The organism is Actinomadura rudentiformis (genome assembly GCF_008923185.1).
Lineage (GTDB): Bacteria > Actinomycetota > Actinomycetes > Streptosporangiales > Streptosporangiaceae > Spirillospora > Spirillospora rudentiformis.
Map to the genome: position 1 here is coordinate 371,362 of NZ_WBMT01000008.1, position 25,275 is coordinate 396,636.

Consider the following 25,275-nt stretch of genomic DNA (forward strand, 5'->3'; position numbering starts at 1 on the left):
AGTGCTGACTTCCGTTTTGCACCGTCTGGGCTGACGCCGCTCTGCAAGAGCTCGGTAGCATCCGCACGTCGCGTCGCCCGGTTGTATTGATTTGGATGGGCCTCATATGGACGTTTCCAAGGATGGGCGGAGCTGGCGAATCGGTACGGATCGCGATGTCGCCTGGCTTGCTGGGCAGACCACGCCCGGCCTCTCGGTCACGACGGCGATTCCGCCGGTGTTCGACGCCTACGCAACCTTCTACCCGCCTGACCACGTCAGCATCGAGGCCCATGAGCGTGCCGTGGTTGACGAGCTCATCGCGCACACTCCTGACCAGGCCTGGTGGCTGGGTTACCTCGACACGGGCGCCCACGACATCGTGTTCCCCTTTGCCCCAAGGTTGTCCCTCTACATGGACTGGCCCTATCTGCTGGTGGAGGCCGGGCCCGAACAAGCCCTCACCTGGCGGACCGGTCACATGCGCGGTGAAGGGGCGCTGCCCGACCTGTTCTTCCCCGCAGATCACTCCTGGCTCGTCTCCGCCCTCTGGGACGACGCCTGGACCGACATCGGCGGGGCCGCTGGGTTGATCAGGGCCTTGGAGAGCAATCCGCTGGTCAACGCGCGCCGCGTCGGGCCCGACGAGGACGCCCTCCCGCCAGAGCTCACGCGCGATTAGCTGCCGATGGGGGCTTCGTTGGCGGGACGCGCCGGGCTACTGCTCACCGGGCTACGGCTTGGCGGTAGGCCTTGTCGGTGCTTAGGAGGTTTCGGTGTGTGTCTTCCGTGGTTATGACGCCTTCGTCCAGGACGAGGACACGGTCGGCGGCGTCCAGGAGGGGCGGGCTGCTCGTTAGCACGATGGTGGTGCGATCGCGGCGTAGCTTGGCGATGTTGCGGGCGATGAGCTGTTCGGTGACTGCGTCGACGGCGGTCGTCGGGTCGTGCAGGACGAGGATGTCGGCGTCGGCGGCCAGGGCGCGGGCCAGAGACAGTCGTTGACGCTGGCCGCCTGAGAGGTTCGCGCCGCGGTCGCGGACGCCGTAGTCGAGGCCTTCGCGGTGGAGGGCGACGACATCGGTCAGCATGGACGCCTCGACGGCCTCGGCGACCATCTGGCTGGTGCCTGACGGGTCGATGTTGGTACGGAGGGTGCCCGCGAAGATCTCGCCGTCGTACGGGTTCACCAGCACGTGTTCGCGGATTGCTTCGATTGACAGGTTCGCCGTGTCCTGACCGCCGATCCGCACCATGCCGTCGTGTGAGCTGGGAGGAACGTTGACGGCCAGGATCGCCGCCAGGTCGGCTGCCGCGCGTGGCTGGTAGGCGGCGATCGCCACGAACTCGCCGGCGGACACCTTGAATTTCAGCTTGCGCAGGGACCCGTACCCGACGCAGTCGACCTCGAGGTCGCTGCTGGGGGTCAGGCGTTCCGGTCCAGGGGTCATCACTGGGGGCGCAGCAAGGACCAGCGCCATCCGCTCGGCCGACGCGCGCGCGATCATCACGTACTTCGGCATCTCGGAGAACAGCTTGAGCGGTTCCATGATGAACTGCGCCAGACCCACGGCCATGACGAGCTCTCCGATGGTGATCTGGCCTTGGAACGCGAGCCGGCCTGCGGTCAGGGTCACGGCGGCGGCAAGGATCGCGTTGAGGGCCAGGGCGGTGCCCGCGTACGCGCCGTTCACCTTGGCGACGGTGATCGCCTGGTGCTTCGCCTCCGTGCTGACCTTCCGGTAGGAGTGGAAGGCCGCGTGGTTGCCGCCGAAGCCGCGCAGCGGCCGCAGGCCGGTGATCAGGTCGGCGACCTTCGCGCCAGCTCGGGCCACACGGGCCTGCTGCTCCTGGGTGCCGGCGCCGATCCGCTTGGACATCACGCTCAGGATCGACAGGATCGCGACGGTGCCGACGATGACCAGGAGGCCGAGCCGGACGCTGGCCATGCCCAGCGCGATCGCCGCGATCAGCACCGCGACGAGTGAGCTGATCAGCAGCGGGACGACCTCGATGATGTCGGCGGTCTGGTCGGCGTCCTCGGTGGCGATGGTCAGGACCTCGCCGGACTTGAGATCGACGTCCTTCGCCACCGGCTGGAGCCCGCAGCCCGCGACCCGTACCCGCCAGTGGTGCGCCTCGGTCGTGTTGGCCTTCTGCAGGACGCGCATCCCGAACCGCCAGGAGAACGAGACGGTCGTGATGATCACGGCGAGCGCGGCGATCGACAGGGCGAGGGCGCCGGGGGTTCGGTCCCGCATCGTGTGCTCGACGATCAGGCCGAGCGCGATGGGGAAGGCGGTCTCACCGGCTTGGTACATGCCCATGAGGACGGTGCCCCAGGTCATGGCGCCGACGTTGCGGCGCAGCGCGGTCCTGAGGATCTCGGACCCCGTGCGGGGCTGCTGCGTGTCGGGAGTCGTCATCGAGGTGGCGCGCACTTGTTTCCGGGGTTCGGTGGGGTGGACGGATTTTGCAAGGTCCGGAGGTTGGCCAATGTCTAGCTACCTTCTCGCCAGGCTCGCCACAGTTGCGCGTATCGGCCGCCCAGAGCCACCAGTTCCTCGTGCGTCCCCTGCTCCACCATGCGACCCGCGTCGAGTACGGCGATTCGGTCAGCCGCCACAGCCTGGGTCAGCCGGTGCGCCACGAACAGCGTGGTGCGGCCTCTGCACGCTGCCAGCACTGCCCGTTCCAGCTCAGCGGCGCCTTGGCTGCCCGCCTCCGCGGTCGACTCGTCCAGCACCACCACGGGCGAACGACCCAGTACCAGCCGGGCCAGGGCGATCTGGGTGACCTTGGTGACGTCCAGGCGCTCGCCGCCCTCGCCGACCATGGTGTCCAGCCCATCGGGCAGCGCGGCGACCCATTCGTCGGCGCCGACCGTGCGCAAGGCGTTCGTCAGTTCGGCGTCGGTCGCGTCCGGCGCGGCCAGGCGCAGGTCGTCGGCTAGCGGACCGGAGAACACGTGCGTCTCCTGCGTAAGGATGCTCACCAGGGCCCGCGCCCCGGCCTCGTCCAGATCGGCCAGATCGGTCGACCCGATGCGCACCGATCCGGCCTGCGGGGTCCCGATGCCCGCGATCAGCGCGGCCAGGGTCGTCTTGCCCGCGCCCGTCGCGCCCACCAGCGCGAGCGAGCCGCCGGCCGGGATCGTCAGGTCGACCTCCCGCAGGACCGGCTCTTCCGATCCGGGATAGCTGAATGTCAGCCCTTCGACCGTCACCGGGTACGCCGTGACGTTGGCTGCCGCGGCGTTGGCTGCCGCGGCGTTCGTTGGCATGGCATTGGCTGTCGCTACGGCTGGGTCGCCTACTAGGCGGTCCTCCGTGGGCTCTCCCAGGACGCCGACCAACCGGGTAAGGCTTGCGCCTGACTTTTGTGCCTCGTCGAAGGTGAACATGATGGCGCCGAGGGGGTTGAACAGGCGGTGGAACATCAGAGGAGCTGCCGACACCTCGCCCAGGCTGGCGGCGTCGGCTTCCAGCAGGGCGTAGCCCACCACGATGATCAGGACGAGACCGATGAACTCGGCGCGGTTCTCCCGGCCGACGAATCGGCCGAAGAGCCGGAACACCTCGATGCCGAGATCACGCACGCGCCACGACTCGCTGGTGACCTTTTCGCGGAAGGCGTCCTCAAGGCGATATGCCCGGACCGTGTCGATCCCGTTCAGGCCGCTGATCAGCGCTTGCGCCCGGTCGGCCTGGGCCACCCGCTGCTTCCGGTAGAGCGGGGCGGACCTCGGGAGATACCAGCGCAGGGCCAGCGCATACGCGGGCAGTGCGCCGGCGCCCGCCAGCCCGAGCCGCCAGTCCAGGCCGAACATGCCGGCGGTGGCGATGACGACCAGCACGCCCGCCGAGAAGATCGTGGGAATGGCCGCCCGGATGCCTTTGGACAGCACGGCCACGTCGTCGCCGACCCTGGAGAGCACGTCTCCCCGGCCGACCTGCTCGATCCGTGCGCTCGGCATCCCCAGCACCGCCCGGACGGCGCCCTCCCGCAGCCGTGCGAGGAGATCCGCGCCCAGCCGGCCGATGAGGTACGTCGACGCTGCGGTGGCCGCCGCGCCGAGCAGCGCGGCGGCCACCATCAGGGCACCGATCGTGACCAGGGTCGACGGGGAGTCGCCCTCGACCACCCCGTCGACGACCCGGCCGAGCAGGAGCACCGGCAGCACCTGGAGCGCTGCCCCGGCCACCGTGGTGAGCACGGTGGCGAACGCCAGCCATGGCACTTCGCGGCAGTGCGCCGCGACCCATCGGGTGGCTTCTCGTCCGGTCGCCGTGCGCAGGGTCACCTGGGCGGTGCGGGTGTCGGTGGGGCTCACACCTAGCCGACCGACTTGACCATCTCGTCGATCGCGTACGGCAGGGACAGCAGTGTGCCCTGGGACATGGCCGCGCCGACCGCCGGACCCTCGCTGTCCAGCAGGTACGACACCTTTCCGTTCTTGACCGCGGAGAGGTTGGTGAACAGCTTGAACTTCTTCAGCGCCGTCTGGTCCGCCTGGTCGTTGATGACGAAGATGCGGTCGACGTCGATGAGGTCGATGCGTTCGGGGGACAGCGTGGTGAAGAACTTGCCGCCCGCGATCTTGTCGATCTCCGTGGCGCCCTTGAAACCGATGCCCGAGATCAGCCGTCCGCGCACGTCGGTGGTGGTGAACGGCGCGACCGAGTCCTTGTACCAGGACAGCGCGACGGCGGTCTGGTTCGCGAACTCCGGGTGTGCCTTGCGGGCCGCGTCGAGCTTGGCCTGGATCGCCTGCACCTGCTGGGTGCCCTCGGCCTCCTTGCCGAGCGCCTTGGCGATGTGCACCGCGTTGTCCTGCCACGGCGCGCTGAACGGCTCCTTCTCGGCCTTGGTACGTCCCACCGTTGGGGCGATCTTGGAGAGCTTGTCGTAGGCGGCCTGGTCGATCTCGGAGTAGACCGCGATGATCAGATCCGGGCGGAGTGCGGCGATCTTCTCGAAGTTCGGGCCGGAGTCGCCGTTGCTCATGACGACCTCGGGACGGGTGTCGCCCCACTTGTCCTTCACCCAGGGCCATTGGGTGTTGATGTCGGGGGACTTGCCGGGCGGGTTCGGGTACTGGTCCACCATGCCGACCGGCTTGATGCCGAGCGCCAGGATGGCCTGGTCGTCGGTGTAGCCGACGGAGACGACCCGCTGCGGGGCCTTATCGATCTTCGTGGACCCGAACGCGTGCTCCACGGTGACCGGGAACACGCCGCCCGCGGCGGCCGGGGCGCTGCCGCTCTGCTTGTCCGTCGAGTCGGAGCCGCATCCCGCGAGGAGGCCGGCGCTGAGGGTCGCGGCGGACAGGATCGCCGCCAAGTGCCGCCAGGACTTCGTCAGTGTCGTTCGTCGGAGGGCCAATCGAAATCCCTGCTTTCACGCTGTCCACCTGCACCCCGAATGAGGGCAGGCAAACCTTAACATGCACAAATAAGGGCAGCCTAACCTAACTTTGATCTTGTCCATGCGTGTCGTGCCTTGTAAGGCACCATCTAGCCGGACTGGACGTGGGCCCGTCCCATCGGCACGATGAGCGGCCGGTCGCCCACCGGGTCGTCGATCACCTTGGCGCGCAGCCCGAACGCCTCGTACAGCAGCTCGGCGGTGATCACGTCGCGCGGATGCCCCTCGGCCAGGATCGACCCCGCCCGCATCACGATGAGGTTGTCGCTGTAGCGGGTGGCCAGGTTGAGATCGTGCAGCACCATGACCACGGTGCGTCCCGACTCGTGCAGGTCGTCCACCAGGTCGAGCACGTCGATCGCGTGCGCCAGGTCCAGGTAGGTGGTCGGCTCGTCCAGCAACAGCAGGTCGGTGCCCTGGGCCAGGGTCATCGAGATCCAGACGCGCTGGCGCTGCCCGCCCGACAACGTGTCGACGGGGCGGTCGGCCAGGTCGGACACCCCGGTCATGGCCAGCGCGCGTTCCACGACGGCGGCGTCGTCCGACGACCACTGCCGCAGCCAGCTCTGGTGCGGATGGCGGCCCTTGGCGACCAGGTCGGCCACCGTCAGCCCATCCGGTGCGACCGGCGCCTGCGGCAGCAGGCCGAGCTTCTTCGCCACGTCCCTCGTCTTGAGCTTGACGATGTCCGCGCCGTCCAGCACGACGGTGCCCTTCGCCGGCTTGAGCAGCCGTGACAGGGTTCGCAGCAGGGTCGACTTCCCGCAGCCGTTGGGGCCGATGATCGTGGTGATCACCCCGGGCGGGATCGCCACGTCGAGGTCCTCGATGACCATCCGGCCGCCGTACCCGACCGTGACGCCCCGAGCCTCCAGCGGTGGGAGGTCGTCGACCGCTGATCGGGCGTCATCGCCCAGTGATCGGGCGTCGTCGACCAACGGTCGGGCGTCGTCGGCACCGGACTCGTTCCCGGTGATGTGCTCAGCGGCCACAAGATCTCCTTTACTCGCTTGGCCCGACCCTCGGATTCGCCTATCTGAGGTTCGCCCGCACCAGCAGATAGACGAGGAAGGGGCCGCCGATCGCGGCGGTGACGACGCCGACCGGGAGGGTGACCGGCAGCGCCGTGCGCGCCACCAGGTCCGCACCGATCAGCAGCAACGCGCCCACCAGGCCGGAGGCCACCAGCGGAGGCGTCGGGAATCTCGCCAGCCGCATCGCCACCTGCGGCGCCACCAGCGCGACGAACGGGACCGGACCTGCCGCGCTCACCGCCACACCGGCCAGCAGCACCGCGCACAACAACATGACCGCGCGCACCATCGAGTACCGAACGCCGAGGCCCGCGGCGACCTCGTCGCCGAAGTGCAACGGCCTGAACTGGAACGCGACGACCGCCACGACGGCCAGGAGGGCGAGCGAGCACCAGAGCGCCACCCGGACCTCGTCCCATGATCGGCCGTCCAGCGAGCCCACCAGCCATGCCTGGGCCCGGGCCACGTCCCTGATGTCGGCCGTGACCAGCAGCCAGCTCGTGATCGCCTCCATCACGGCGCTCACCGAGATGCCGATGAGGATGAGCCGGAAGCCGTCGATCCCGCGCCGCCACGCCAGGAAGTACACCAGCAGCCCGGTGCCGAGGCCGCCCGCGAGCGCCGCCGCGGACACGCCCACGGAGTCGGCGACCGCCGCGGCGGCCCCGCCCGACACCGTCACCATGAACACCGCGACCGTGCTGGCGCCCCCGGTGATACCGAGGATGTCCGGACTGGCCAGCGGGTTGCGCGCGATGGACTGCGTGATCGCCCCGGACACCCCCAGCGCGATCCCCACGATGAGCCCGGCCAGGGCACGCGGCATCCGCAGGTCCATGATCACGAACTTGTCGACCCGCTCGCCCTGGCCGAGGATCGTGGCGATCACCCGGGGCAGCTCGATGGGGAAGTCGCCGACACTGATGGACAGGCAGAACACCAGAAACGTCGCCGACGCCAGCAGCAGAGTGACGAAGACGAGCCAGGGCCGCCACACGAACGACACGTGACCCAGCCGTACGCCTGGCGCCACCGACCGCTTCACGTCTGCCACGTCTGCCACGTCTGTCGTGTCTGTTGTGTTTGTCGCGTTCATGCGTTCTTGAACTTTCCGCGCCACACCAGGGCCGCGAAGAACGGGGCACCGAGGATGGCGACCAGGACCCCTGCGTCCAGCTCGCCCGGCCGCACGACCACACGGCCCACGATGTCGCAGACCAGGAGGACGACCGCTCCGAGCAGACCCGCGTACGGCACCAGCCAGCGGTAGTCCGGCCCGGTCAGATACCGGGCCACATGGGCCACCATGAGCCCGAGAAAGGCGATGGGACCGCACGCGGCCGTCGCCGCGCCCGCCAGCAGGGTGATGGCGAGGATGCCGACGGTCCGGCTCAACGCGACGTTCACCCCCAGCCCACGGGCCACGTCGTCACCCAGGTTCAGCAGGTTGATGGCGGGCAGCGTGGTCAGCGCCAAGACCAGGCCGGCAGCGATGAACGCGGTCACCGGCCAGATGACGTCGAATCCGACACCCGCCACCGAGCCCGCGTTCCAGAACCGCCACGCGTTCAGCGACTCCTTGTCCGACAGCGCGATCGCGGTGGTCATCGACGCCAGGAACACCGTGACCCCTTGCCCGGCCAGCGCGAGCGTCAACGGGTTGCCGGCCCCTCGCCCGATGCTCGCCAGGCCGAACACGACGACACCGGCGACCGCCGCCCCCAGGAAGGCGAACCAGACGTACTGGAACGGGTTGGACAACCCGAACAGGGAGGTCGCCGACACGACGGCGACCGAGGCACCGGAGTTCACCCCGAGCAGGCCCGTGTCGGCGATCGGGTTGCGCGTGCACCCCTGGATCAGCGCCCCGCCGATCCCCAGAGCGACGCCGGCCACGATCGCGAGCACCGTCCGGGGGACCCGCACGGTCTGCACGATGAGCCTGATCTCGGTGAGCCGCTGGTCGGAGCCCGGCTCGGCGAACAACCCGCGCCAGACCTCGCCGGGGGTCAACGCCCGTGCTCCGACGGCCAGCGACGCCGCCCCCGCGACCACGAGGACCGTCACGAGCAACCCCACCCCCGTGACCCGCCGCCGCCGGACCGCCGCGACCCCGGACGCGGGCCGCTTCTCCATGACCGTGCTCATCCGCGTCCGTCGAGTCCGGCTAGCACCACTTTCCTCCGAATGGGCGGGTAAATAAGGATCGGCAGCAAATAAGGGGAGCCTAACCTAATTGAACGGCGTTGATCCGCTCGACCCGATCCGGCGCTGACGCCCGGCCTGGCGCGGTCCGGGCAGTCGGTCGCGGGCGTTGCCCGGAGGCGGCCTGTTTCGTTCAGCTATCGCTCGTCCGTAGTGGCGCCGGCAGCGGCCAGGACCGTCGCCGCGAGCGCCATCCGGTGGTCCTTGGTCCAGGGTGGCCCCAGCGCCGCCCGCGGCCCATAGAGGATCTCATTGGCCCGGTCGGCCAGGATCCGGGCCGCCCGGTCCTCCACGCTCTTGGCGTCATAGAGATGGACGGCCCAGCCACGCGCGCGTGCGAGCTGGTCCAGGACCTGGCGATACATGACGGAGTCCGCGCGGCTTTCATACGGTGCACGTCGCTGGACGGCGATGTCCTCGGGAAAATCGAGAGGCCAGGCTCGAAGCGACATCGAGACGATCGGTTCGTGCAGCGCCGATTCGAGTGCGTCCAGCGAAGCCGATGTCGCCCGGATCGCCGACTCCCGCACCCGCGCCACCAACTCCGCCGCCGCAGCATCGTCGAGCGGCTTGCCCTCATGGTGAACGGGGGCCGTCGGTACGCCAGATTCGACGAGCTCGACCCGCCGCCGGTCCACGACCCGGTGGTCAGCCGAAGCCGTCACCGCCACGGCCCACCCCAGATGATGGGCTATCCCGAGACGCATGGCTCGATTATCCCCAGGAGCGGTAGGTCAGCTCCTGGCTCGTGCGCGATCAGTCATCGAACTCAAAGCCACCGGCCGTGGCGGACTCGACAAGCCCCCGCATGCGTTCACCGTCTGTGGCGACAGCGCTCATCAGGGCAGCCAGCTCCTGGAGGGCAGCTCGATCATCGCCGTACGCGCAGAACATGCCGGCTTCAGGGTCGTAGGACAAGCGCCCTTCTAGAGCCGGGGCCTGACTGCTCACCAGGAATTGCGCGATGCCTTCCCAGAAATAGCCGTTCGGCTCGTGACCGAGTTGCCCGATGACTTCGTCGACCTGCGTCGTCCCTGCGTCCAGCAGCAACGAGAACTTCCCGGGCGTGGTCTCGACCAACCTCAGCGGATCCATCGGCGAAGCGTGGCATTCCCGGAGGCCGAGCAGCAACCTTCAAGACGTGTGCTGCGACGGCAAGAGGCCCCGTCCAGTGTGGACGGGGCCTCTGTGGGTCAGCGGTCGGGGTCGAGGTCGGATACGGGGTCGGGTATGGGGTCGGGGTCGGGTACTAGCAGCGCTGGCCGCGGTTGATGCAGGTGACGGCGCGGTTCATGAGGCGGTTGGACATGACGTTGGCGAAGTCACCGTGGTCGGTGACCGGGTTGTGGAGCTGCTCGGGGAAGCTGTCCAGGGCATAGACCCGGCCCTGGTTCAGCTGCTGGCGGTTGAGGTTGATGTTGTAGGTGAGCCGCATCTGCAGCTGCGGGACCGCCCGGGTGCCGGCCGGGCAGGCGCCGTTCTGGCCGGGGAAGACGATGTGCGTCCGGTGATTGGCGCTGTCGGTGTTACGGCCGTCCCAGCAGCTCGGGAATTCCAGGATGCGGGTCACCTGGCTGCCTCGGGGGCAGAGCGGGTACTTGTCGGTCAGGCGCCGGTTCTCGAAGCCGGTGCAGGTCCACGAGGCGCGGGAGTTGGCCGGTCCGTTGGTGGCGGCCTTGGCGTCGCCGGTGATGACGCGGATGAAGCGCGGCATCGCGGTCACCTTGCTCGTGGCGTTGCCCCGGAACTGGAGTGAAACCGAGGCGGGCCGCTGGATGCGGCCGATGTTGCCGTCTGCCGCGCTCTGGTCGTTCTGCGGCGGGTCGTTGGGGCTGCGCAGCCGCACGACCGGCCAGAAGTAGGTCGACTTGTCGCCATTGCTGCACGTCGTGCCGCCGGCGGCGAGGCTCTCGTCGGTGGAGTTGCCGTCGGTGGTCAGGTTCCCGACGTAGTCGTGCTGGTGGTGCGCTCCGTTCGCGACGCCCGGCGCCACGATGAAGTTGTCGGAGTTGAAGTGCCCGTTCTCGTTGCGCCCGCATCGGGAGGTGAACGTGCCGCGCGATCCGCGTGCCTGGGCCCGCGCCTGCTGGGCGTTGGGCCTGACTTGGCGGATGTCGACGAAGTCCGAGGCTACCGGGCGTTGCTGACCCGCGTTCCCGTTGCCTTGGCCACCGTTGTTGTTGCCCTGGCCCGGGTTCTGACCTCCGTTGTTGTTGCCTTGGCCTGGATTCTGGCCCCCTTGGCCCGGGTTGTTGCCCTGACCGCCGCCGCCCTGGCCGTCGTCGACCACCGTGCAGGGGGCGAGGGCGTCCAGGCCGGCGGGGCGCTGGGCCACCCGTCCGATGGCCGTGGCGATCCGGTTGATCGTGGCGACGCGCTTGTCCCGCAGCGGTCCCACGATCGCGTTCTGAACGAAGTTGGGTCCGCCCTGGCCCACCGAGTTGGCCAGGCGCGTGTTCGCCTCCTGGATCTGGGTGTTGAGGAGCGCGAGGTTGCGATCCACTTCGGCCTTGGCTTGTGCGGGCACCTGCGGAAGCTGTCCGGCTACGTCCGGACAGTTGATGGTCTGTGCCATGGCAGCCGGCAGAGCGGGGACGCTCGCCTCGGCCGCCACCGAACCCAGGCTCGTCAGGACCAGGCCGGCCCCGGCGAGCAGGGTGATGCTGCGTGAGATGGAACGCGGTCGCCGTGCATGTCGCATGCGGCGCTCCCTCCTTGTTAAGGGTGTGAGGAAGTGCACCCGGCTCCGTTCAACAGGTACGCACCATCGGTCACTCTGGTTCAAGGCGATTTCAAATTCCACGCTGAGCTGCCACGACGTCACGCCCCGGCGATACACGCTTAGGGGGCGCTCAGCCCTGGGTCAAGTGAGGCTTAAGACGTGTGGTCGAGGGTCTGCGCCGGTCTAATCTCAGCGCGACGTCATCACGCGTCGAGCGAGTGGTCCGCGCGGCCTCCATGTTCACCCGGCTTCCTACCGCGCGGGCCACTCATCCTCTTCGTTACGACGTTCGCTTCTCTTCGCTACAAGGGATCCAGAAGGTGGATCACTGGATCACAAGGATCCGGAAGATGGATCCAGAAGGTAGGTGACTGGGAACGGTCCGTATGAGGTTGACCAGTGGTACGCGTCTGTCGCCGAGCTCGTTCAACGTCGGTCGTAGCCGAAGAAACGTCCACGATGACAGCCAGTCGAGTCGTCGGCTGAACCAAATGTCCGGGATCACCCGTACGACATGCCAGCGACTCTGACCGAGTCGAGACCGCGCACCCGGAGACCTCGCGGAGGATCGTGTGCAAGCAGGGAATACGGTCCCCACCAATGAGACGTACGGCGCCGATTGGGACCAGCGACAGACGGCCGTACGTGCTACTCCTGACATGCCATGGCCCGTGGGCAGGGAAGACACTGCCCAGCGCGAATCCACGCGCGAATCCCGGTTCGAACAGCGCGACTCCCGGTTCGAAAACGGCCGCGAGGAGCGCCGGGAGGAGCTGGGGTCGGCGCCCAGGGCCTTCGGCCCGGGCCCGGGCTTGGAACAACGGTTCAAGCCGCCCGCGGCGAAGACCGCCGGCAACAAGTTGTTCGTGGTCCTGTTGTTCTGGGCTCTGCTGGCGACCAGCGTCGCGCTGTGGATGTTCGGCACTCCGCCCAGCACCCTCAGCGGCACGCCCGAGATGGTCACGGCCGGCGGGCGGGTCACCGGGCTGGTCGGCGGGTACCTGCTCCTTGCGCAGGTCCTGATGATGAGCCGGGTCGCCTGGCTGGAGAACTGGATCGGCGGCCACGACCTGATGCGCTGGCATCGCCAGGTGGGCGTCTATCTGCTGCTGTCGGTGCTGGCGCACGCCGCGTACATCACGGTCGGCTACGCCATGAGCGCCGACGTCACGGTCGTCGACCAGACGGTCACCCTCTTCAACACCGTTGACGGGATGGTCGGCGCCTACACCGCCACCGGGATCATGGTGGCCGTCAGCATGATGGCGATCCGGGGCATCCGCCGCCGGATGCCGTACGAGCTGTGGAAATGGCTGCACTGGTCCACCTACGCGATCCTGATCCTGGGCTACGGTCACCAGTTCGCTGGGGCCGATCTCGCCAAGGGTGGGTTCGCCGAGTGGTACTGGATGGGCCTGTACGCCCTGGTGATCGCCTGCCTCCTGTGGGGCCGGATGGTCGAGCCGCTGTGGCTGAACGCGCGGCACCGGTTCGAGGTCATGGATGTCGTGCCCGAGACGGCGACGATGTTCTCGGTCTACATCGGCGGGCGCAGCCTGAACAAGCTGGAGGCGCAGGCCGGGCAGTACTTCCGCTGGCGCTTCATGGCGAGCGGCACCTGGTGGCAGTCACATCCGTTCTCGCTGTCTGCGGCTCCCAACGAGCAATGGCTCCGGTTGACCATCAACGCGGTCGGAAGCCACACGACCGGGCTGCGTGACCTGCGGCCGGGCACCCGGGTGTTCGCCGTCGGCCCGTCCGGGACGTTCACCGCCGGTCAACGCTCCCGGCAGCGGGCGCTGCTGATCGCCGGCGGGAGCGGCATCGCCCCGATTCGCGCCGTCCTTGAGGACCTTCCGAACGGCAGCGTGGTCATCTACCGGGCCTCCGACGCCGACGACATCGTCTTCCGCGACGAGCTGCGCAGCCTTGCCCAGCGGCACGGGCACGAGCTGCGCTACGTGCTGGGCTCCCGCCACGAACCGGGCCCGCAGAACCTGTTCACGCCCCAAGGGCTCCGGGAGCTGGTCCCGGACGTCCGCCACCGTGACGTGTACGTGTGCGGCCCACCCGGCATGGTCCAAGCGGCGGTCGCGACCCTGCGCCGCCTGCGGGTGCGCCGCCGCCAGATCCACCTTGACCCGTTCGAGTTCTGATCGAGTTCTGAAACGAGGGACGTGATGCGTCGAACCACCGCGGCCATCGCCGGCACATTGAGCGGGGCGGCCTTGCTCCTCGCCGCCAAGTACGGAGCGGACGCCAGTTCCACGGCGTCCGGCCAGGCCGTCGGCCAGACGGGCGATCTCGCACCCCCCGGCTCGTCCGCCGCCCAACCGCCCGGAAACGCCCAGGGTGGAGCCAACCCGCCCGGCAACGGCAACGCTGCTTCCGGAAACGGAAACGGAAACGGGAATGGGAACGGCGCGGCAGGCAACGGCGCGGCAGGAAATGGTGCTGCGGGCAATGGGGCTGCCGGGAATGGTGCGGCAGGGAATGGTGCAACCGGCAACGGGGCAACCGGCAACGGTGCGGCAGGGAACGGTGCGGTCAGAGCAGCCAATGGTCTGAAAGACGGAGTGTTCCGGGGGAACACCGTGCGCAACCAATACGGGCCCATCCAGGTCACCATCCAAGTGGCCGCCGGACGGGTCACGAATCTCACCGCCACCCACGCCACGACCCCGGCCACGACGGCGCAGGTCAACGGGCGAGCCATCCCGCTGCTGCGGCAGGCCGCCCTGACCTCCCAGAGCGCCCGCGTCGACACCGTCTCGGGCGCCACGTTCACCAGCGGCTCCTTCGCCGCCTCACTGCAGTCCGCGTTCACCGCGGCGCGGGCCTGATGATGCGGCACGTCGAGGAGGTCATGGGAACGGCGGTCAGCATCGAGATCGCCGACCTTCTCCCTCGCCGCGCCCTCGCCGAGCTGATCGACGACACCTGTGCCTGGCTGCACGAGGTGGACCGCCGCTTCAGCACCTACAAGGACGACAGCGAGGTCAACCAGCTCGAACGGGGCGACCTGGCCGCCGACCGGTGCTCGGCCGACATGCGCACCGTGCTGGACGCCTGCGCCACCCTGCGGCGAGAGACCGACGGCTACTTCGACGAACGAGCCGCCGGACGGCTCGATCCGTCCGGCTACGTCAAGGGCTGGTCGGTCGAGATGGCGTCGGCGCGCCTGGCTCAGGCGGGCTCGTTCAACCACTGCATCAACGCCGGCGGCGACATCCGCAGCCGCGGCTGCCCCGAACCCGGTCGCCCGTGGCGGTTCGGAGTCCGCCATCCCTGGGAACCGGACAAGCTGGCCTGGGTCCTGACCGGCACCGATCTGGCCGTCGCCACCTCGGGTACCTACGAGCGTGGACTCCACGTGTTCGACCCGCACTCAGGCGAACCCGTACAGGCCCTCCGTTCGGTCACCGTCACCGGCCCCGACCTCGCCTTGGCCGACGCCTACGCCACCGCTGCCATGGCCATGGGATCGGACGGCCTGCTCTGGCTGGCCCGCCTCGCCGAGTCCGGCTACGAGTCCGCCGCCGTAACGCGCGACGGCCACGCCTACCACTCCGACCATCTCCCCATCGCTGAGGATGCCCTCGAGACCGGTGTGGAGGCTGGAGAGCATGCGGATGTGGGCGCCGGCTAGGGGCTAGGGCGCGTACTGGCCAAGGGGCGGGGGCGCGTTCCGGCGAGCCATGTGCGCTGGTCCTGTGCGTGAGCTGAGCGCAGGCGGGGACTAGGACCTTTGCGAGGTATGACGGCATCCGTGCACCGACAAAAAAATTTGTCTTGACATCTCAGATTGTCGGCTGCCAGAGTTGGGGCATCGCAAGGAAGCAAGCGCACAGCACTCGAAAGGACCCCGCCCATGCGTAAGTTCAAGCTTCAGGTTCAGACCACCGTTGACGGCTACATGGCCGGCCCGAACGGTGAGATGGACTGGATGACGTTTCCCTGGACCGGCGACATCAACGGCTACATCGAGGCGCTCACCGCGCAGGTCGACTGCATCGTGCTGGGGCGCAAGCTCGCCGAGGGATTCATCCCGACGTGGGCCGCAGGGCCGGAGGGGGAGACCCAGGAGTCGATCGACTGGATGAACAACACTCCCAAGGTCGTGATCTCCAACTCGCTCACCGAGTCGCCCTGGGAGAACGCCGTGGTCGCCAACGGCGACCTGGCCGAGACCGTGAACAGGCTGAAGTCCGAGCCGGGCGGAGACATGATCGCTTACGGCGGCGGCACGCTGGTGTCGAGTCTGATCGCCGAGGGCCTCCTCGACGAGCTCCACCTGTTCATGAACCCGACCGCGATCGGCACCGGAATGCCCGTCTTCCCCGCAGGCGCCTACCAGCAGCTCCGGCTCGTCGGGGCCCGTGCGTTCGACTGCGGCATCACCGGGCTGCACTTCGAGCCGAAGCGTTCCTGATACAGCCACCTTCACGTTCAAGGGCCCCTTCCGAACTCCGCGGGAGGGGCACGGCCTGGCGAAGCGGCCATCCCCCTCCTGGCTTCAGGGAGGGGGATGGTTTTTGTGTGTCAGGATCAAGTTACTCGCGAGTAGGGCATCCTGGTGTGCATGAAGTCGAAGCCCATGCTTGCCGTCGCCGGTGCAGTCGGCGGTACGGTGCTCGCCACCGCAGGCATCACCGCGTTCCTCATGACAGGCGAAGACGGCGGGGCCTCGGCCCGGCCCGGCGCGAGCGCCCGTGCTTACGGGGACACCAAGGACATCGCGGCGGCCCTTCGGAAACGAGGAGCCACCGGTTGCCGGGTCGATCAGGCGAGGGTCGAATGCCGCTTCGGCGGGCGTTATGTCGCGGGGACGGTGCTCAGCCCTGGTTCCGGTTCGGGGCTGACCATGGACACGGCCCTGGAGAGCTGGAAGACCGGGATCGGGCAGAGCGCCCTCGGCGAACCGGGCGCCTTCGCGATCTTGCACGGCCCGAACTGGCTCGTCACCGGACCGGACGCGCTCATCGACAAGGTGCGGCCGGCGCTCGGTGGTCAGGTTCTCCACTGCGACCGGCCTTTCGGCACCTGCACCTGATCTGCCGCCACACCTGATCTGCCGCCATCTCAGAGCAGTCGTTCGCGGGGAACTTGACGCGCGGTGGGGTGTAGCACACAGGGTGCCCGGGTTAGGGCAGGTCGGGTGCGGAGCACGGTAGATCCGTAAGAACTGCCAGCTGTCCTGGACCGTGCCTGAATGTGCCGAGTGCCCGAGCCGTACTGCCGCCTCATGGCAGAATGAGGCCTCGCGCCCCGAGGGCTCGGTGGGGCGGGATGAGGGGCTGTGCCCACGGAGGCGGCGGTTGCCGTCGTGCTTCGTGTTCACGAGGATTTCCGCCTGTGGTGGGTTGCACCAGCAGACCACGGCCGACGCCGGGAGGAGGTTCGGTGGGCGTGTCGCATGCCGGCCGACGCCGCTCTCGAGGTACCCGACCCGTCGGCCATTTTGGCGTACGGGCCACCGCGAGCCTCACCGCGCTGACGCTCGCCGCCGCAGTCGCCGTGCCCATGGCGCTCGCCCCCGACGGTTCCGCCGAACGTCAGGCGGGCCAGTCCGATCACGCGGGCCAGCCCGGCCAGGCGGGCGTCGCCGGCCAGGCGCGCGTCGCCGCACGGGGAGCCGTCACCGGAGTCACCCGATCCGCGCCGGACCAGATCCGCCAGCGCGAGTGGCATCTCGACGCGATGCACATCCCCAGGGCCTGGAAGTGGTCCAAGGGTCTTGGCGTCACCGTCGCGGTGCTCGACACCGGCGTCGACAAACGCCATCCCGACCTGGTCGGCCGGGTCACCAGCGGCCCTGACCTCACCGGCGGTACGCGGCGTCCCGGCGGGAAGTACTGGGGGCTGCACGGCACGTCGATGGCGAGCATCATCGCCGGGCACGGCAACGGGCCGGGCTACCAGCGCGGCGTCATCGGTGTCGCGCCGCAGAGCCGGATCCTGTCGATCCGAGTGACCTGGGAGAACGACGATCCGCTCCGGGGCAACGGCGGAACGAGCGGGCGCAACCGCGACGCCGTGGCGCAGGGCATCCGGTATGCCGTCGATCATGGCGCCGAGGTCATCAACATGTCCCTCGGCGGCGGCAGGTTGTTCTATGACGGTGACAAGACCGAAGAAGAGGCCGTCCGGTACGCCCTGAGCAAGGGCGTCGTGCTCATCGCCTCGGCGGGCAACGACGGAGCCGGCTCCAACCGCCGCAACTACCCCGCCGCGTACGACGGAGTGATCGCCGTCGGGGCCCTCGACCACCGCGGGCGGGTCTGGAAGGACAGCAACCGGCGCTCGTACGTGGCGGTCTGCGCGCCCGGCGTCGAGATCGTCAGCGCGGATGCCAGCAACGGCTATGTGGTCGGTACGGGCACCAGCCCGTCCTCGGCGATCGCCGCCGGGGTGGCCGCCCTCGTCCGGGCCCGCTACCCGAAGCTGACCCCGGACGAGATCCGCCAGGCCCTCATCCAGGGCTCCGTACCGCGCCAGCAGGCAAGTGGCTCGACCAACTGCCCGGGCACCCTCGACGCGGCACGGACCCTGCTGGCCGCCAACAAGATCAACAAGTCCGCCAACGGCCCGGGCGCGACGCCCAAGAGCGCCGAGAAGTCCTCGCCCGTCGCCGCCGAGCCGGAGGAGGAGGGGACCGGCACCCTGGTGATGGCCGTCGTCGCGGGCGGCGCCGTCCTCGTGATCGTCGGACTGGTGCTGGGCTGGCGGCAGCGACGCCGCCCCGACGAGGACTTCGAAGAAGACGACTACCTGCGTCACTCTGGTTCCGGCCGCCCGCGCGAACCCGTCGGCGCCATGACGGGCGGCGGTCCGTCGAACGGTCCTGACGTCGCACCCGTCAACGTCCCGCTGTGGCAGAGCAGCGAGGTCTTCCCCGGAGGCATGCCGTCCGCCTCCCCGGAATCGGCGGCCCGGATGGGTCGCTCGCACGCTTCACCCTCGCCCGAGGCGCCGACCTCACGAGAGCAGACCGATCGTCCCCTCTGGCCCCCGCGTACCGGCGCTGCCGAGGGACAGGAACGCGCGTATGGCCCAGGGACCGGCCACCGCCAGGAGAGCCCGTACAGCGCGGGAAGTGCCCCCCGCCAGGAGCGCCCATACGGCTCTGGAAACGGGGACGAGCGGGAGCGCCCGTACGGCTCCGCAAGTGGCTTCCGCCAGGAGAGCCAACCCCATGACCTTGAGCGTGGATTCGGCTCAGCACGGCCCCCGCGACGCCTTGAGCGCGAATACGGAGGTCTGGGCGGTGGCCAGGACGTAGAGCGCGGCGACGAGCTGGAGCGCGGGTACGGCGAAAAGCGAGGACGCAGGCACAAGCCGGACAGCGACGAAGACCGTACGCCAGAGCTCGGCGGCCGCGGACCAGCGACGGGCCAGAACGGAGGGCCCGGAACTGCCGATGAAAAGCCTCCGTTCAGTCTCGGCGACCTTCGTCCTTACCATCCCGGTGAGCCCGCGGTCTCGGACAATGGCCGAGGCCAGAATGGCTCGAACGGGCTGGGTGCCCTGAACGGATTCGGGGGCTCAGCAAGCAATGGCCACGGCCTTAACGGTCACGCGCTTGATGAGCCGACCACTCCGAATCACCTGCCCGACTTTGATTCCGTGCCTCGGGAAGAGGACGCCGAAGGCCCGACCGACGCGCTTCCTCTGCCTCCCGCGGATGACTTCTCGGACGAGCTGCCCACTGCGGCCTTCCCCGCGGTGCCACCCGCGGACCTGGACGACGACGACCAGTACGGCGCCCGCTTCCCCGAGCCAGGATCGTCGTCTGAGGACCAGCCGGGAGGCCGTTCCACGCGCCGGCGTCCGGAAGATGACGACGACTACCGCCCACCGTGGTGGTGATTCCGCACGGCTCCTCGCTACTCCACCGGGCGTAGCGGAGAAGCCTCCGGCCGTACGATGCAGCGCCCCTCACCTGTCGCTGAGCATCGACTTATCCGAAACAAGGAGGTCGATGACCATGCTGACGACGTTGGCGATGCAGGTTCACCCGGGTCCCTGGCACGAGAGCGGGGCCGCGGACGCCCCCGCCTGGTGGCCGGTGTTCCCCATCACGTTCGGGCTGTTCTGGGTGGCCGTGGTGGTCGCCGGGTTCTACCTGGTGCGCCGCCGCATCGCGGCCGGGGCCGCACATGCCGATCCGATGGCCCGAGCCCGGTCGGTGCTCGCGGAGCGCTTCGCCCGGGGCGAGATCGACGAGGACGAGTACTACGCTCGCTCGTCGACGCTGCGTAACGACGCATGACGTCCATGCCGCGCCCGCCGTGCCTCCGAAGGCACGGCGGCCGGCAGATCAATCGGCCTGGGCCTCTTCGAAGATCTTGTCGATGCCGTCGAAGTCCATGGGGCACCGCGCTGCGGCGTCGGCGAATCGGGTGAGAAGGCGCGCGAAGTCCTCGCGTTCCGATCCGGTCCAGTCCGCCATGAGCTCGTCGAGGTAGGCACGACGGAAGCGGTCGGCGACCTGCTTGACGCGCGTCCCCGCATCCGTCAGCCCGAGGTTGGCGCGCCGCGCGTCCACCGGGGAGGGGCGCCGTGAGACCAGGCCCGCGTCGATCGCATGGCCGACCAGCCTGCTCGCCGTGGAGGGATCGATTTCGAGCCGTTCGGCGACCGCCCCGACCGTGACCTCGGCACCGCCCCGGCGCTCGTCTCCGTCCCCGGACCCGTCGCCGAAGCTCAACCCGGCCACGGCGTGGACGACCATCAGATTGGAGAGCTGGAGGGGCCTGCCGCCGGGGCCGCTGGAGGTCTGGGCCCGGATGCGCTTCATGAGATCGGGCGTGGCCCAGACCCGCCGGAGATGGAAGAGCGCGAGAGCGATGTCGGACAGCGCCGGATCCGGAAGGTCCTCGGGGTGGCCGCCCTTGGAGGCGTTCTCGATCCCCATGCAGGGCCTCCGCTCAAGACATCTACCGGGACATACCGTACAGATGCACAATACATACATACGTTAATGCATGTAGTGCGCATGCGACTGCACCTCTACCGACCAGAACGTGCCAGGTCGGGCAGAACGCGCCAGACCGGAAAGGGTGCGTCGGACCGGAAAGGGCGCGTCCGACGGGACAGACGCGTCAGATTCGCCAAAGCGCGTCCCAAGGTGCGGTGCGCGTCGGCGGGACAGGACGCGTCGGGCGGGGCGGGATGCGTCAGGCGGGCGGAGCGCGTCGGACGGTGCCGGGCGCGTCGAACGGTGAGAGCGCCTCTGGCCGGGCAGAGCATGTCAGGTTGGGCGGGGTACGTCGGGTCGGGCAGGGTGCATCGGGCGGGACAGAACGCGTGAGTCGGGCAGAGCGTGTCGTGTTGGGGGCGCGTCAGGGCGTGGGTGAGATCCGGATGCGGGCGCCCGGGGGGAGGCCGAGCCGCTGGGCGGCGTCGCCGGAGTTGACGGCCAGGGCCACGCAGCCGACCGAGTCGGCGTAGGCGACCAGTTCGCCGGGGGGTACGGAGCCGAAGGTCTCCCGGTAAGGGACGCTGAAGGTACGGCGGCGCTGGGGTTCGGAGCCCTGGAGACGAGCGGTGACGCCCAGGGTGATCGTGAGGGAGTCTCCCGGATGGGCGCCCAGCTGGTCCAGGTCGGATCTCGTCAGCGAGAGCTGGATGTTGCCGAAGCGATCGACCGTGAGCACCTCGCCCTCCGCCCCGCCGTTCTGTACACGTCGCGTAGGGGAGGGGAGCGTGATGAGGCTCGCGGGGTCCACCGGACGGCCGACGGCCGAGATGTCGAGTCCGCCGGCCAGCTGCGCGGCGACGGGCGTGAAGATGTCGCGCCCGTGGAACGTGGGGGAGACCGGGTCCAGCCAGAGCTTGGAATTGGTGAGTTCGAACGCGCGTGGCTCGTTCGCCGCCGGCGTGCTCTCCCCGGCCGGGGTGCGCCACGGGGCGAGGGAGTAGGTTCCGCCGGGCGCCAGGCCGCGGGCGGCCCATGACAGCAGTCCGTTGTCGGGGCCCACGAAGATCCGGTCGCCGGCCTCGATCGCGATGGCGCGCCGGCTCGTACCCACGCCCGGGTCGACGACCGCGACGTGCACGCCCGGCGGGAGGTACGGGACGGTCTGCGCCAGCACCGCGGCGCCGCGCCGCACGTCGCCCGCCGGGACGAGATGGGTGATGTCGATGATCCGGACGTCCGGGGCGATCCGCGCGGCCACGCCGTGACATGACGCGACGAACCCGTCGTCCAGCCCGTAGTCGGTAAGAAATGTGATGCACTGATGCGCCTTGGCGCTCGTATTGGTGCTCGTGCCGTCACTCAACGGAACCCACCTCCGTTGCCTGAGCGTAACGTTGGGCCGTTCCGTCAGAACACCCGGAACTTGTCGGCGGGGACGCGTAGCATGGCACCCGGCCGAACCCGGACGACCCGGGATTAGTGACCACAGAGGGGACCTCATGCGAGAGGCCAACGCCCCTGGTGACGGCCCCCATCAGGACGGACCCATGAACGATGGTTCTGCGCTACACCCACCCGTGAACGACGGCCTGGAAGACGACGGCGCCTTCCCTGCCGAACTCCTCTCCGAGCGTGACCGCCAGATCCTCGCCTTCGAGCGGCAGTGGTGGAAGTACGCCGGAGCCAAGGAGCAGGCGATCCGCGAAATGTTCGACATGTCGGCGACGCGGTACTACCAGCTCCTCAACATTGTCATCGACCGGCCCGAGGCGCTCGCGCACGACCCGATGCTGGTCAAGCGCCTTCGCCGGATGCGCTCACAGCGTCAACGGCAGCGCGCCGCGCGCCGACTCGGCATCCGGCCGTAGCGTGACCAACACTGGTCACGTGAACCTTCCCTTGACCGCCGTCGGTACGGACGGCCTCGACGCTATCCGCGACAACCCCCGCGGAGCCGTGCTCGGCTTCGACTTCGACGGCACACTCGCGCCGATCGTGGACGATCCCGAGGCGGCCCGGGCCCATCCCCGGGCGGCCGCGACCCTGGCCCGCCTGGCCCCGCTCGTGGGCTCGCTGGTGATCGTCACCGGCCGTCCCGCGGCCACCGCCGTGGAGTACGGCGGTTTCGAGGGCATCGACGGCCTCGTGGTGCTCGGGCAGTACGGCCTGGAGCGCTGGGAGTCGGGCACCATGACGGTGCCCGAGCCGCCTCCCGGCGTCGCCGAGGCCCGCGCGAAGCTGCCCGACGTCCTCGCGGCCGCCGGCGCCCCGGACGGCACGTTCGTCGAGGACAAGGGCCAGGCGCTCGCCGTGCACACCCGCCGCACCGCCGAGCCCGAGGTCGCCCTCGAACGCCTGCGCGGCATCATGAACGCGCTCGCCGAACGCACCGGCCTCGTCGTCGAGCCCGGCCGCCTCGTGCTGGAGCTGCGCCCGCCCGGCATGGACAAGGGCATCGCCTTCCGGAGCTTCATCGACTCCCTGGGCGACGGCCTGCCGTCCGCCGTCCTCTTCGCGGGAGACGACCTGGGCGACCTGGCTGCCTTCGACGCCATCGACGCCCTCCGCGCCGAAGGCGTCCCGGGCCTCAAGCTCTGCAGCGGCTCCACCGAGGTAACCGCCCTCACCGAACGTGCCGACCTCGTGGTGGACGGCCCGCAGGGCATAGTCGAGTTCCTCGAAACCCTGCTCCCCTGAGCGTCCGAGCCGCGTCGTGGCGTGAGCGCGCGATGGAATCGTGCGCTCACGCCGGTCGTCTGCGTGCGGGTTTTGCCTGTGTCCATAAGTGACAACAGGGTCATGACTGATTAGCGTCTTTTGGTGTTATTCCGGGGTCGCATGTTGATGAGGCGTCCAATTGCGTCAAACTATGGGCGGCATCTCGGTGAAGTGTGGGGGGACGGGGAGCATTGGACATGCAGCCAGGAACACCGCGAAGACCCGGCGACGTTCCGCCGCAGAGCGAGCCCGACTCGTTCCACTACCCGCAAGGTCATACCACCGGGGCCTATCCGGCGGACGTGCCGGGGACGTCCATCACGACCGGGCCGATCGGTGTGCGGGAGACCAGCGGCGTGGAGGTCCGACTCGGTTCACGGTCGGGCCGTAACCGTGCGCAGGCGGAACGGCGTAAGCGCGCAGGACGGCGCAGGGGGCTCATCCTGACCGCGGTCGTCACCGGCGTGGCGGCGATGATCGCGGGTGGTGCGGTGTTCGCGATCGGGTTCGGGGAGAAGAGCGGCGGAGGTGACCCGCCGACGAATTCGCGATCCGGGTCTCAAGGGGCCGCGCCCAGAAGCGGGAAGCCGGTCGCCATCACGACGGCCGAAGGCGCCCAATACCAAGTAGCGGCCGTGAACGGGGGAGTCAGTGCCGGCGGCGAGCCGACCGTGCAGTCGTCACCGCTGCCCGCCGGGTCCGCGGTCGCCTATATCGACTACGTGCTGAGCAACCCGACGGACCAGAAGGTCCTGCTCGACCCACCTGGCGATGTGTTCGTGAAGCGCAACCTTGTCGCGAGGCAGGCGCGTGGCCGGTGCATGTGGCAGGCGGGTGTGCCAGAGACCATGTGCACTCCGCCGACGCAGAGCGAGGTCATACGCCGCATCTCCGGTGGCGAACTTGAAGCCGGTGATGGCGGCGACAAGTACATGCCGGCCCGCTCGTCCTACCTCATCCGCGCGATGGTCGAGGTGCCCGTCGACAGGCGCCTTACACGGAACGACCTTCGGCTCTACATATGGCAGAAGCGTTTCGTCTCCGGGCAGTACGCCCAGCCGGCTCCGTTCCCCAACTGATCGAACGGAACGCCCCCCTGTGGTCGCTGAGAGTGTCCGTTCCTGCCATTTGTGTTCATGACCGGGCGGGCCGGCAATGAAAAAGGGCCGCATCGTGATCCGATCACGATGCGGCCGGGGTGGGGTCACTCGGCTGCGGGGTCATCGGCGAGGATTCCGTAGAGGCGGCGGCGGGCGTCGTTGACGACGTCCAGGGCACGTGCCTTCTGGCTTTCGCTGCCGACGTTCATGACCTGGTGCAGCGCGCCCATGAACTGTCCGATGGCCTCGCGACCGCGCAGGGCGTTCTCGCCGGCGGCCTCGGTGACCTCTTCCCATGGGGCGACGGCCTGCTGCGAGGCCTCTTCGCGGCCTGTGTCGGTCAACGAGAACAGCCGTTTGCCGCCCTGCTCCTCGCTGGTGACCAGTCCCTCGTCCTCCAGCATCTGGAGCGTCGGGTAGACCGAGCCGGGGCTGGGTCGCCAGACCCCGCCGGTCCGGTTGTCCAGCTCCTGGATCATCTCGTACCCGTGCATCGGCCGCTCGGCCAGCAGGGCGAGCAGCGCCGCCCGCACGTTGCCGCGCCGCGTGCGCCTGCCGCGTCCGCGGCCACCGCCGTGCCGGCCAGGGCCGAAACCGGGTCCGCCAAAGCCTTGGCCCCAGGGGCCGAACGGATCGCCGCGCCGGGGGCGCTCTTCAGGCTTCGTAAATCGTCCGTGTCGGGAGTGCATCGCATGTCTCCTTCAGTAGTGATCGGTTGCGATGCATTAACGATATATCGGAACCTGTCGCGATGCAACTGTCAGTGGAAGATCGATGGTGAGCGGAGAGCATCCGGCACGCTCTGCATCGACCTGCGGGCGGGTCTGCCCGACCTGCGGGACGCGTTTGGACGACCTGCTAGGTCGCGTCTGCACGGCCTGCTCAGTCGCGTCTGCACGACCTGCCGTGCGTCTGCAAGATCTGCCGCCCGCGTCTACATCGATCTGGACGCGTCTGCACGACCGCCGCGTGCGTATGCACGGCTGCGGCGCGCGTATGCACGGCTGCGGCGCGCGTATGCAAGGCCTGCGGCGCGCGTCTGGACGGCCTGCGGGACGCGTCTGCATGACCTGGGGTGCGTCTGCAGGCCTGTGGGCGTGTCTTGCACGACCTGCTGGGTTGCTTCTGGGCGATCTGCGGGGCGCGTTTGGACGACCTGCAGGACAT

At 69.0% G+C, this 25,275-nt stretch carries 23 protein-coding genes; 11 read left to right on the forward strand and 12 right to left on the reverse strand.

The features are described 5' to 3' along the window. Nucleotides 1–106 precede the first annotated feature (106 nt). Entirely contained in the window at nucleotides 107–661 is a 555-nt protein-coding gene (locus tag F8566_RS49930) for a hypothetical protein (protein ID WP_192809749.1), read from the forward strand. Between the two features lie 43 nt (nucleotides 662–704). Here the strand turns inward: F8566_RS49930 and F8566_RS19300 are convergent, their stop codons facing one another. The 9 genes from F8566_RS19300 to F8566_RS19340 all read right to left on the reverse strand — a co-directional run bounded on the left by F8566_RS19300 (nucleotide 705) and on the right by F8566_RS19340 (nucleotide 11,346). Further along, on the reverse strand, nucleotides 705–2,405 hold the full coding sequence (locus tag F8566_RS19300) for an ABC transporter transmembrane domain-containing protein (protein ID WP_151561689.1): 1,701 nt from the start codon (nucleotides 2,403–2,405) through the stop codon (nucleotides 705–707). A gap of 74 nt (nucleotides 2,406–2,479) precedes the next feature. Next, entirely contained in the window at nucleotides 2,480–4,312 is a 1,833-nt protein-coding gene (locus tag F8566_RS19305; protein WP_151561691.1) for an ABC transporter ATP-binding protein, read from the reverse strand. Nucleotides 4,313–4,314: 2 nt separating this feature from the next. After that, a complete protein-coding gene (locus tag F8566_RS19310) occupies nucleotides 4,315–5,364 on the reverse strand; it encodes an iron-siderophore ABC transporter substrate-binding protein (protein WP_151561693.1) in 1,050 nt (349 codons plus the stop codon). A 131-nt stretch (nucleotides 5,365–5,495) separates the two neighbouring features. Then, a complete protein-coding gene (locus F8566_RS19315) occupies nucleotides 5,496–6,242 on the reverse strand; it encodes an ABC transporter ATP-binding protein (protein ID WP_225993335.1) in 747 nt (248 codons plus the stop codon). 196 nt (nucleotides 6,243–6,438) lie between these two features. Then, the gene (locus F8566_RS19320) at nucleotides 6,439–7,494 is read right to left on the reverse strand and encodes a FecCD family ABC transporter permease (RefSeq protein ID WP_225993325.1); all 1,056 of its coding nucleotides are present in this window, start codon (nucleotides 7,492–7,494) and stop codon (nucleotides 6,439–6,441) included. Nucleotides 7,495–7,532: 38 nt separating this feature from the next. Continuing rightward, nucleotides 7,533–8,588 (reverse strand): FecCD family ABC transporter permease, encoded by a 1,056-nt coding sequence (locus F8566_RS19325; protein ID WP_151561698.1) that lies wholly within the window; start codon nucleotides 8,586–8,588, stop codon nucleotides 7,533–7,535. 194 nt (nucleotides 8,589–8,782) lie between these two features. Beyond that, nucleotides 8,783–9,352: a hypothetical protein gene (locus F8566_RS19330; RefSeq protein WP_151561700.1), complete on the reverse strand. Its 570-nt coding sequence runs from the start codon at nucleotides 9,350–9,352 to the stop codon at nucleotides 8,783–8,785. Nucleotides 9,353–9,401: 49 nt separating this feature from the next. Continuing rightward, nucleotides 9,402–9,740 (reverse strand): immunity 51 family protein, encoded by a 339-nt coding sequence (locus tag F8566_RS19335; protein WP_151561702.1) that lies wholly within the window; start codon nucleotides 9,738–9,740, stop codon nucleotides 9,402–9,404. Between the two features lie 154 nt (nucleotides 9,741–9,894). Continuing rightward, nucleotides 9,895–11,346: a DUF1996 domain-containing protein gene (locus tag F8566_RS19340; RefSeq protein ID WP_151561704.1), complete on the reverse strand. Its 1,452-nt coding sequence runs from the start codon at nucleotides 11,344–11,346 to the stop codon at nucleotides 9,895–9,897. A gap of 692 nt (nucleotides 11,347–12,038) precedes the next feature. Between F8566_RS19340 and F8566_RS19345 the strand changes: the two genes are divergently transcribed. From F8566_RS19345 to F8566_RS19375, 7 genes are all read left to right on the forward strand, one after another. Then, complete coding sequence (locus F8566_RS19345) at nucleotides 12,039–13,523, forward strand: ferredoxin reductase family protein (protein WP_192809750.1); 1,485 nt, start codon at nucleotides 12,039–12,041, stop codon at nucleotides 13,521–13,523. 438 nt (nucleotides 13,524–13,961) lie between these two features. After that, entirely contained in the window at nucleotides 13,962–14,210 is a 249-nt protein-coding gene (locus tag F8566_RS49935; RefSeq protein WP_192809751.1) for an FMN-binding protein, read from the forward strand. Between the two features lie 23 nt (nucleotides 14,211–14,233). Continuing rightward, the gene (locus tag F8566_RS19355) at nucleotides 14,234–15,016 is read left to right on the forward strand and encodes an FAD:protein FMN transferase (RefSeq protein ID WP_151561710.1); all 783 of its coding nucleotides are present in this window, start codon (nucleotides 14,234–14,236) and stop codon (nucleotides 15,014–15,016) included. 222 nt (nucleotides 15,017–15,238) lie between these two features. Next, nucleotides 15,239–15,799 carry a dihydrofolate reductase family protein gene (locus tag F8566_RS19360; protein WP_151561712.1) on the forward strand — a complete coding sequence of 187 codons (561 nt, stop codon included), beginning with the start codon at nucleotides 15,239–15,241 and terminating at the stop codon, nucleotides 15,797–15,799. Nucleotides 15,800–15,949: 150 nt separating this feature from the next. Further along, on the forward strand, nucleotides 15,950–16,420 hold the full coding sequence (locus F8566_RS19365; protein WP_151561714.1) for a hypothetical protein: 471 nt from the start codon (nucleotides 15,950–15,952) through the stop codon (nucleotides 16,418–16,420). A 350-nt stretch (nucleotides 16,421–16,770) separates the two neighbouring features. Continuing rightward, complete coding sequence (locus F8566_RS19370; RefSeq protein WP_192809752.1) at nucleotides 16,771–19,236, forward strand: S8 family serine peptidase; 2,466 nt, start codon at nucleotides 16,771–16,773, stop codon at nucleotides 19,234–19,236. A 112-nt stretch (nucleotides 19,237–19,348) separates the two neighbouring features. Continuing rightward, the gene (locus F8566_RS19375) at nucleotides 19,349–19,639 is read left to right on the forward strand and encodes an SHOCT domain-containing protein (RefSeq protein ID WP_225993326.1); all 291 of its coding nucleotides are present in this window, start codon (nucleotides 19,349–19,351) and stop codon (nucleotides 19,637–19,639) included. Nucleotides 19,640–19,687: 48 nt separating this feature from the next. Here F8566_RS19375 and F8566_RS19380 read toward each other — a convergent pair whose 3' ends face one another. Both F8566_RS19380 and F8566_RS19385 read right to left on the reverse strand, forming a co-directional pair. Further along, nucleotides 19,688–20,284, reverse strand: coding sequence for a MarR family winged helix-turn-helix transcriptional regulator (locus F8566_RS19380; protein ID WP_151561718.1), 597 nt, complete (start codon nucleotides 20,282–20,284; stop codon nucleotides 19,688–19,690). Between the two features lie 427 nt (nucleotides 20,285–20,711). Beyond that, nucleotides 20,712–21,653 (reverse strand): SAM hydrolase/SAM-dependent halogenase family protein, encoded by a 942-nt coding sequence (locus tag F8566_RS19385; protein ID WP_225993327.1) that lies wholly within the window; start codon nucleotides 21,651–21,653, stop codon nucleotides 20,712–20,714. Between the two features lie 184 nt (nucleotides 21,654–21,837). Between F8566_RS19385 and F8566_RS19390 the strand changes: the two genes are divergently transcribed. The 3 genes from F8566_RS19390 (at nucleotide 21,838) to F8566_RS19400 (ending at nucleotide 24,087) form a co-directional block, all read left to right on the forward strand. After that, a complete protein-coding gene (locus tag F8566_RS19390) occupies nucleotides 21,838–22,158 on the forward strand; it encodes a DUF3263 domain-containing protein (protein WP_151561722.1) in 321 nt (106 codons plus the stop codon). 19 nt (nucleotides 22,159–22,177) lie between these two features. Continuing rightward, entirely contained in the window at nucleotides 22,178–22,987 is an 810-nt protein-coding gene (gene otsB / locus F8566_RS19395; RefSeq protein WP_225993328.1) for a trehalose-phosphatase, read from the forward strand. 218 nt (nucleotides 22,988–23,205) lie between these two features. Then, nucleotides 23,206–24,087 (forward strand): hypothetical protein, encoded by an 882-nt coding sequence (locus F8566_RS19400; protein WP_151561724.1) that lies wholly within the window; start codon nucleotides 23,206–23,208, stop codon nucleotides 24,085–24,087. A gap of 125 nt (nucleotides 24,088–24,212) precedes the next feature. Here the strand turns inward: F8566_RS19400 and F8566_RS19405 are convergent, their stop codons facing one another. Next, the gene (locus F8566_RS19405; protein WP_151561726.1) at nucleotides 24,213–24,797 is read right to left on the reverse strand and encodes a PadR family transcriptional regulator; all 585 of its coding nucleotides are present in this window, start codon (nucleotides 24,795–24,797) and stop codon (nucleotides 24,213–24,215) included. Nucleotides 24,798–25,275 lie beyond the last annotated feature (478 nt).

Excerpts from the sequence above, each read along its gene's own strand:
- F8566_RS49930 (WP_192809749.1), top strand. The coding sequence starts at position 107 with ATGGACGTTTCCAAGGATGGGCGGAGCTGGCGAATCGGTACGGATCGC.
- F8566_RS19300 (WP_151561689.1), bottom strand. The coding sequence starts at position 2,405 with ATGACGACTCCCGACACGCAGCAGCCCCGCACGGGGTCCGAGATCCTC.
- F8566_RS19315 (WP_225993335.1), bottom strand. The coding sequence starts at position 6,242 with ATGGTCATCGAGGACCTCGACGTGGCGATCCCGCCCGGGGTGATCACC.
- F8566_RS19325 (WP_151561698.1), bottom strand. The coding sequence starts at position 8,588 with ATGAGCACGGTCATGGAGAAGCGGCCCGCGTCCGGGGTCGCGGCGGTC.
- F8566_RS19330 (WP_151561700.1), bottom strand. The coding sequence starts at position 9,352 with ATGCGTCTCGGGATAGCCCATCATCTGGGGTGGGCCGTGGCGGTGACG.
- F8566_RS19335 (WP_151561702.1), bottom strand. The coding sequence starts at position 9,740 with ATGGATCCGCTGAGGTTGGTCGAGACCACGCCCGGGAAGTTCTCGTTG.
- F8566_RS19340 (WP_151561704.1), bottom strand. The coding sequence starts at position 11,346 with ATGCGACATGCACGGCGACCGCGTTCCATCTCACGCAGCATCACCCTG.
- F8566_RS19355 (WP_151561710.1), top strand. The coding sequence starts at position 14,234 with ATGGGAACGGCGGTCAGCATCGAGATCGCCGACCTTCTCCCTCGCCGC.
- F8566_RS19360 (WP_151561712.1), top strand. The coding sequence starts at position 15,239 with ATGCGTAAGTTCAAGCTTCAGGTTCAGACCACCGTTGACGGCTACATG.
- F8566_RS19365 (WP_151561714.1), top strand. The coding sequence starts at position 15,950 with ATGAAGTCGAAGCCCATGCTTGCCGTCGCCGGTGCAGTCGGCGGTACG.
- F8566_RS19375 (WP_225993326.1), top strand. The coding sequence starts at position 19,349 with ATGACCATGCTGACGACGTTGGCGATGCAGGTTCACCCGGGTCCCTGG.
- F8566_RS19380 (WP_151561718.1), bottom strand. The coding sequence starts at position 20,284 with ATGGGGATCGAGAACGCCTCCAAGGGCGGCCACCCCGAGGACCTTCCG.
- F8566_RS19390 (WP_151561722.1), top strand. The coding sequence starts at position 21,838 with ATGAACGATGGTTCTGCGCTACACCCACCCGTGAACGACGGCCTGGAA.
- F8566_RS19400 (WP_151561724.1), top strand. The coding sequence starts at position 23,206 with ATGCAGCCAGGAACACCGCGAAGACCCGGCGACGTTCCGCCGCAGAGC.
- F8566_RS19405 (WP_151561726.1), bottom strand. The coding sequence starts at position 24,797 with ATGCACTCCCGACACGGACGATTTACGAAGCCTGAAGAGCGCCCCCGG.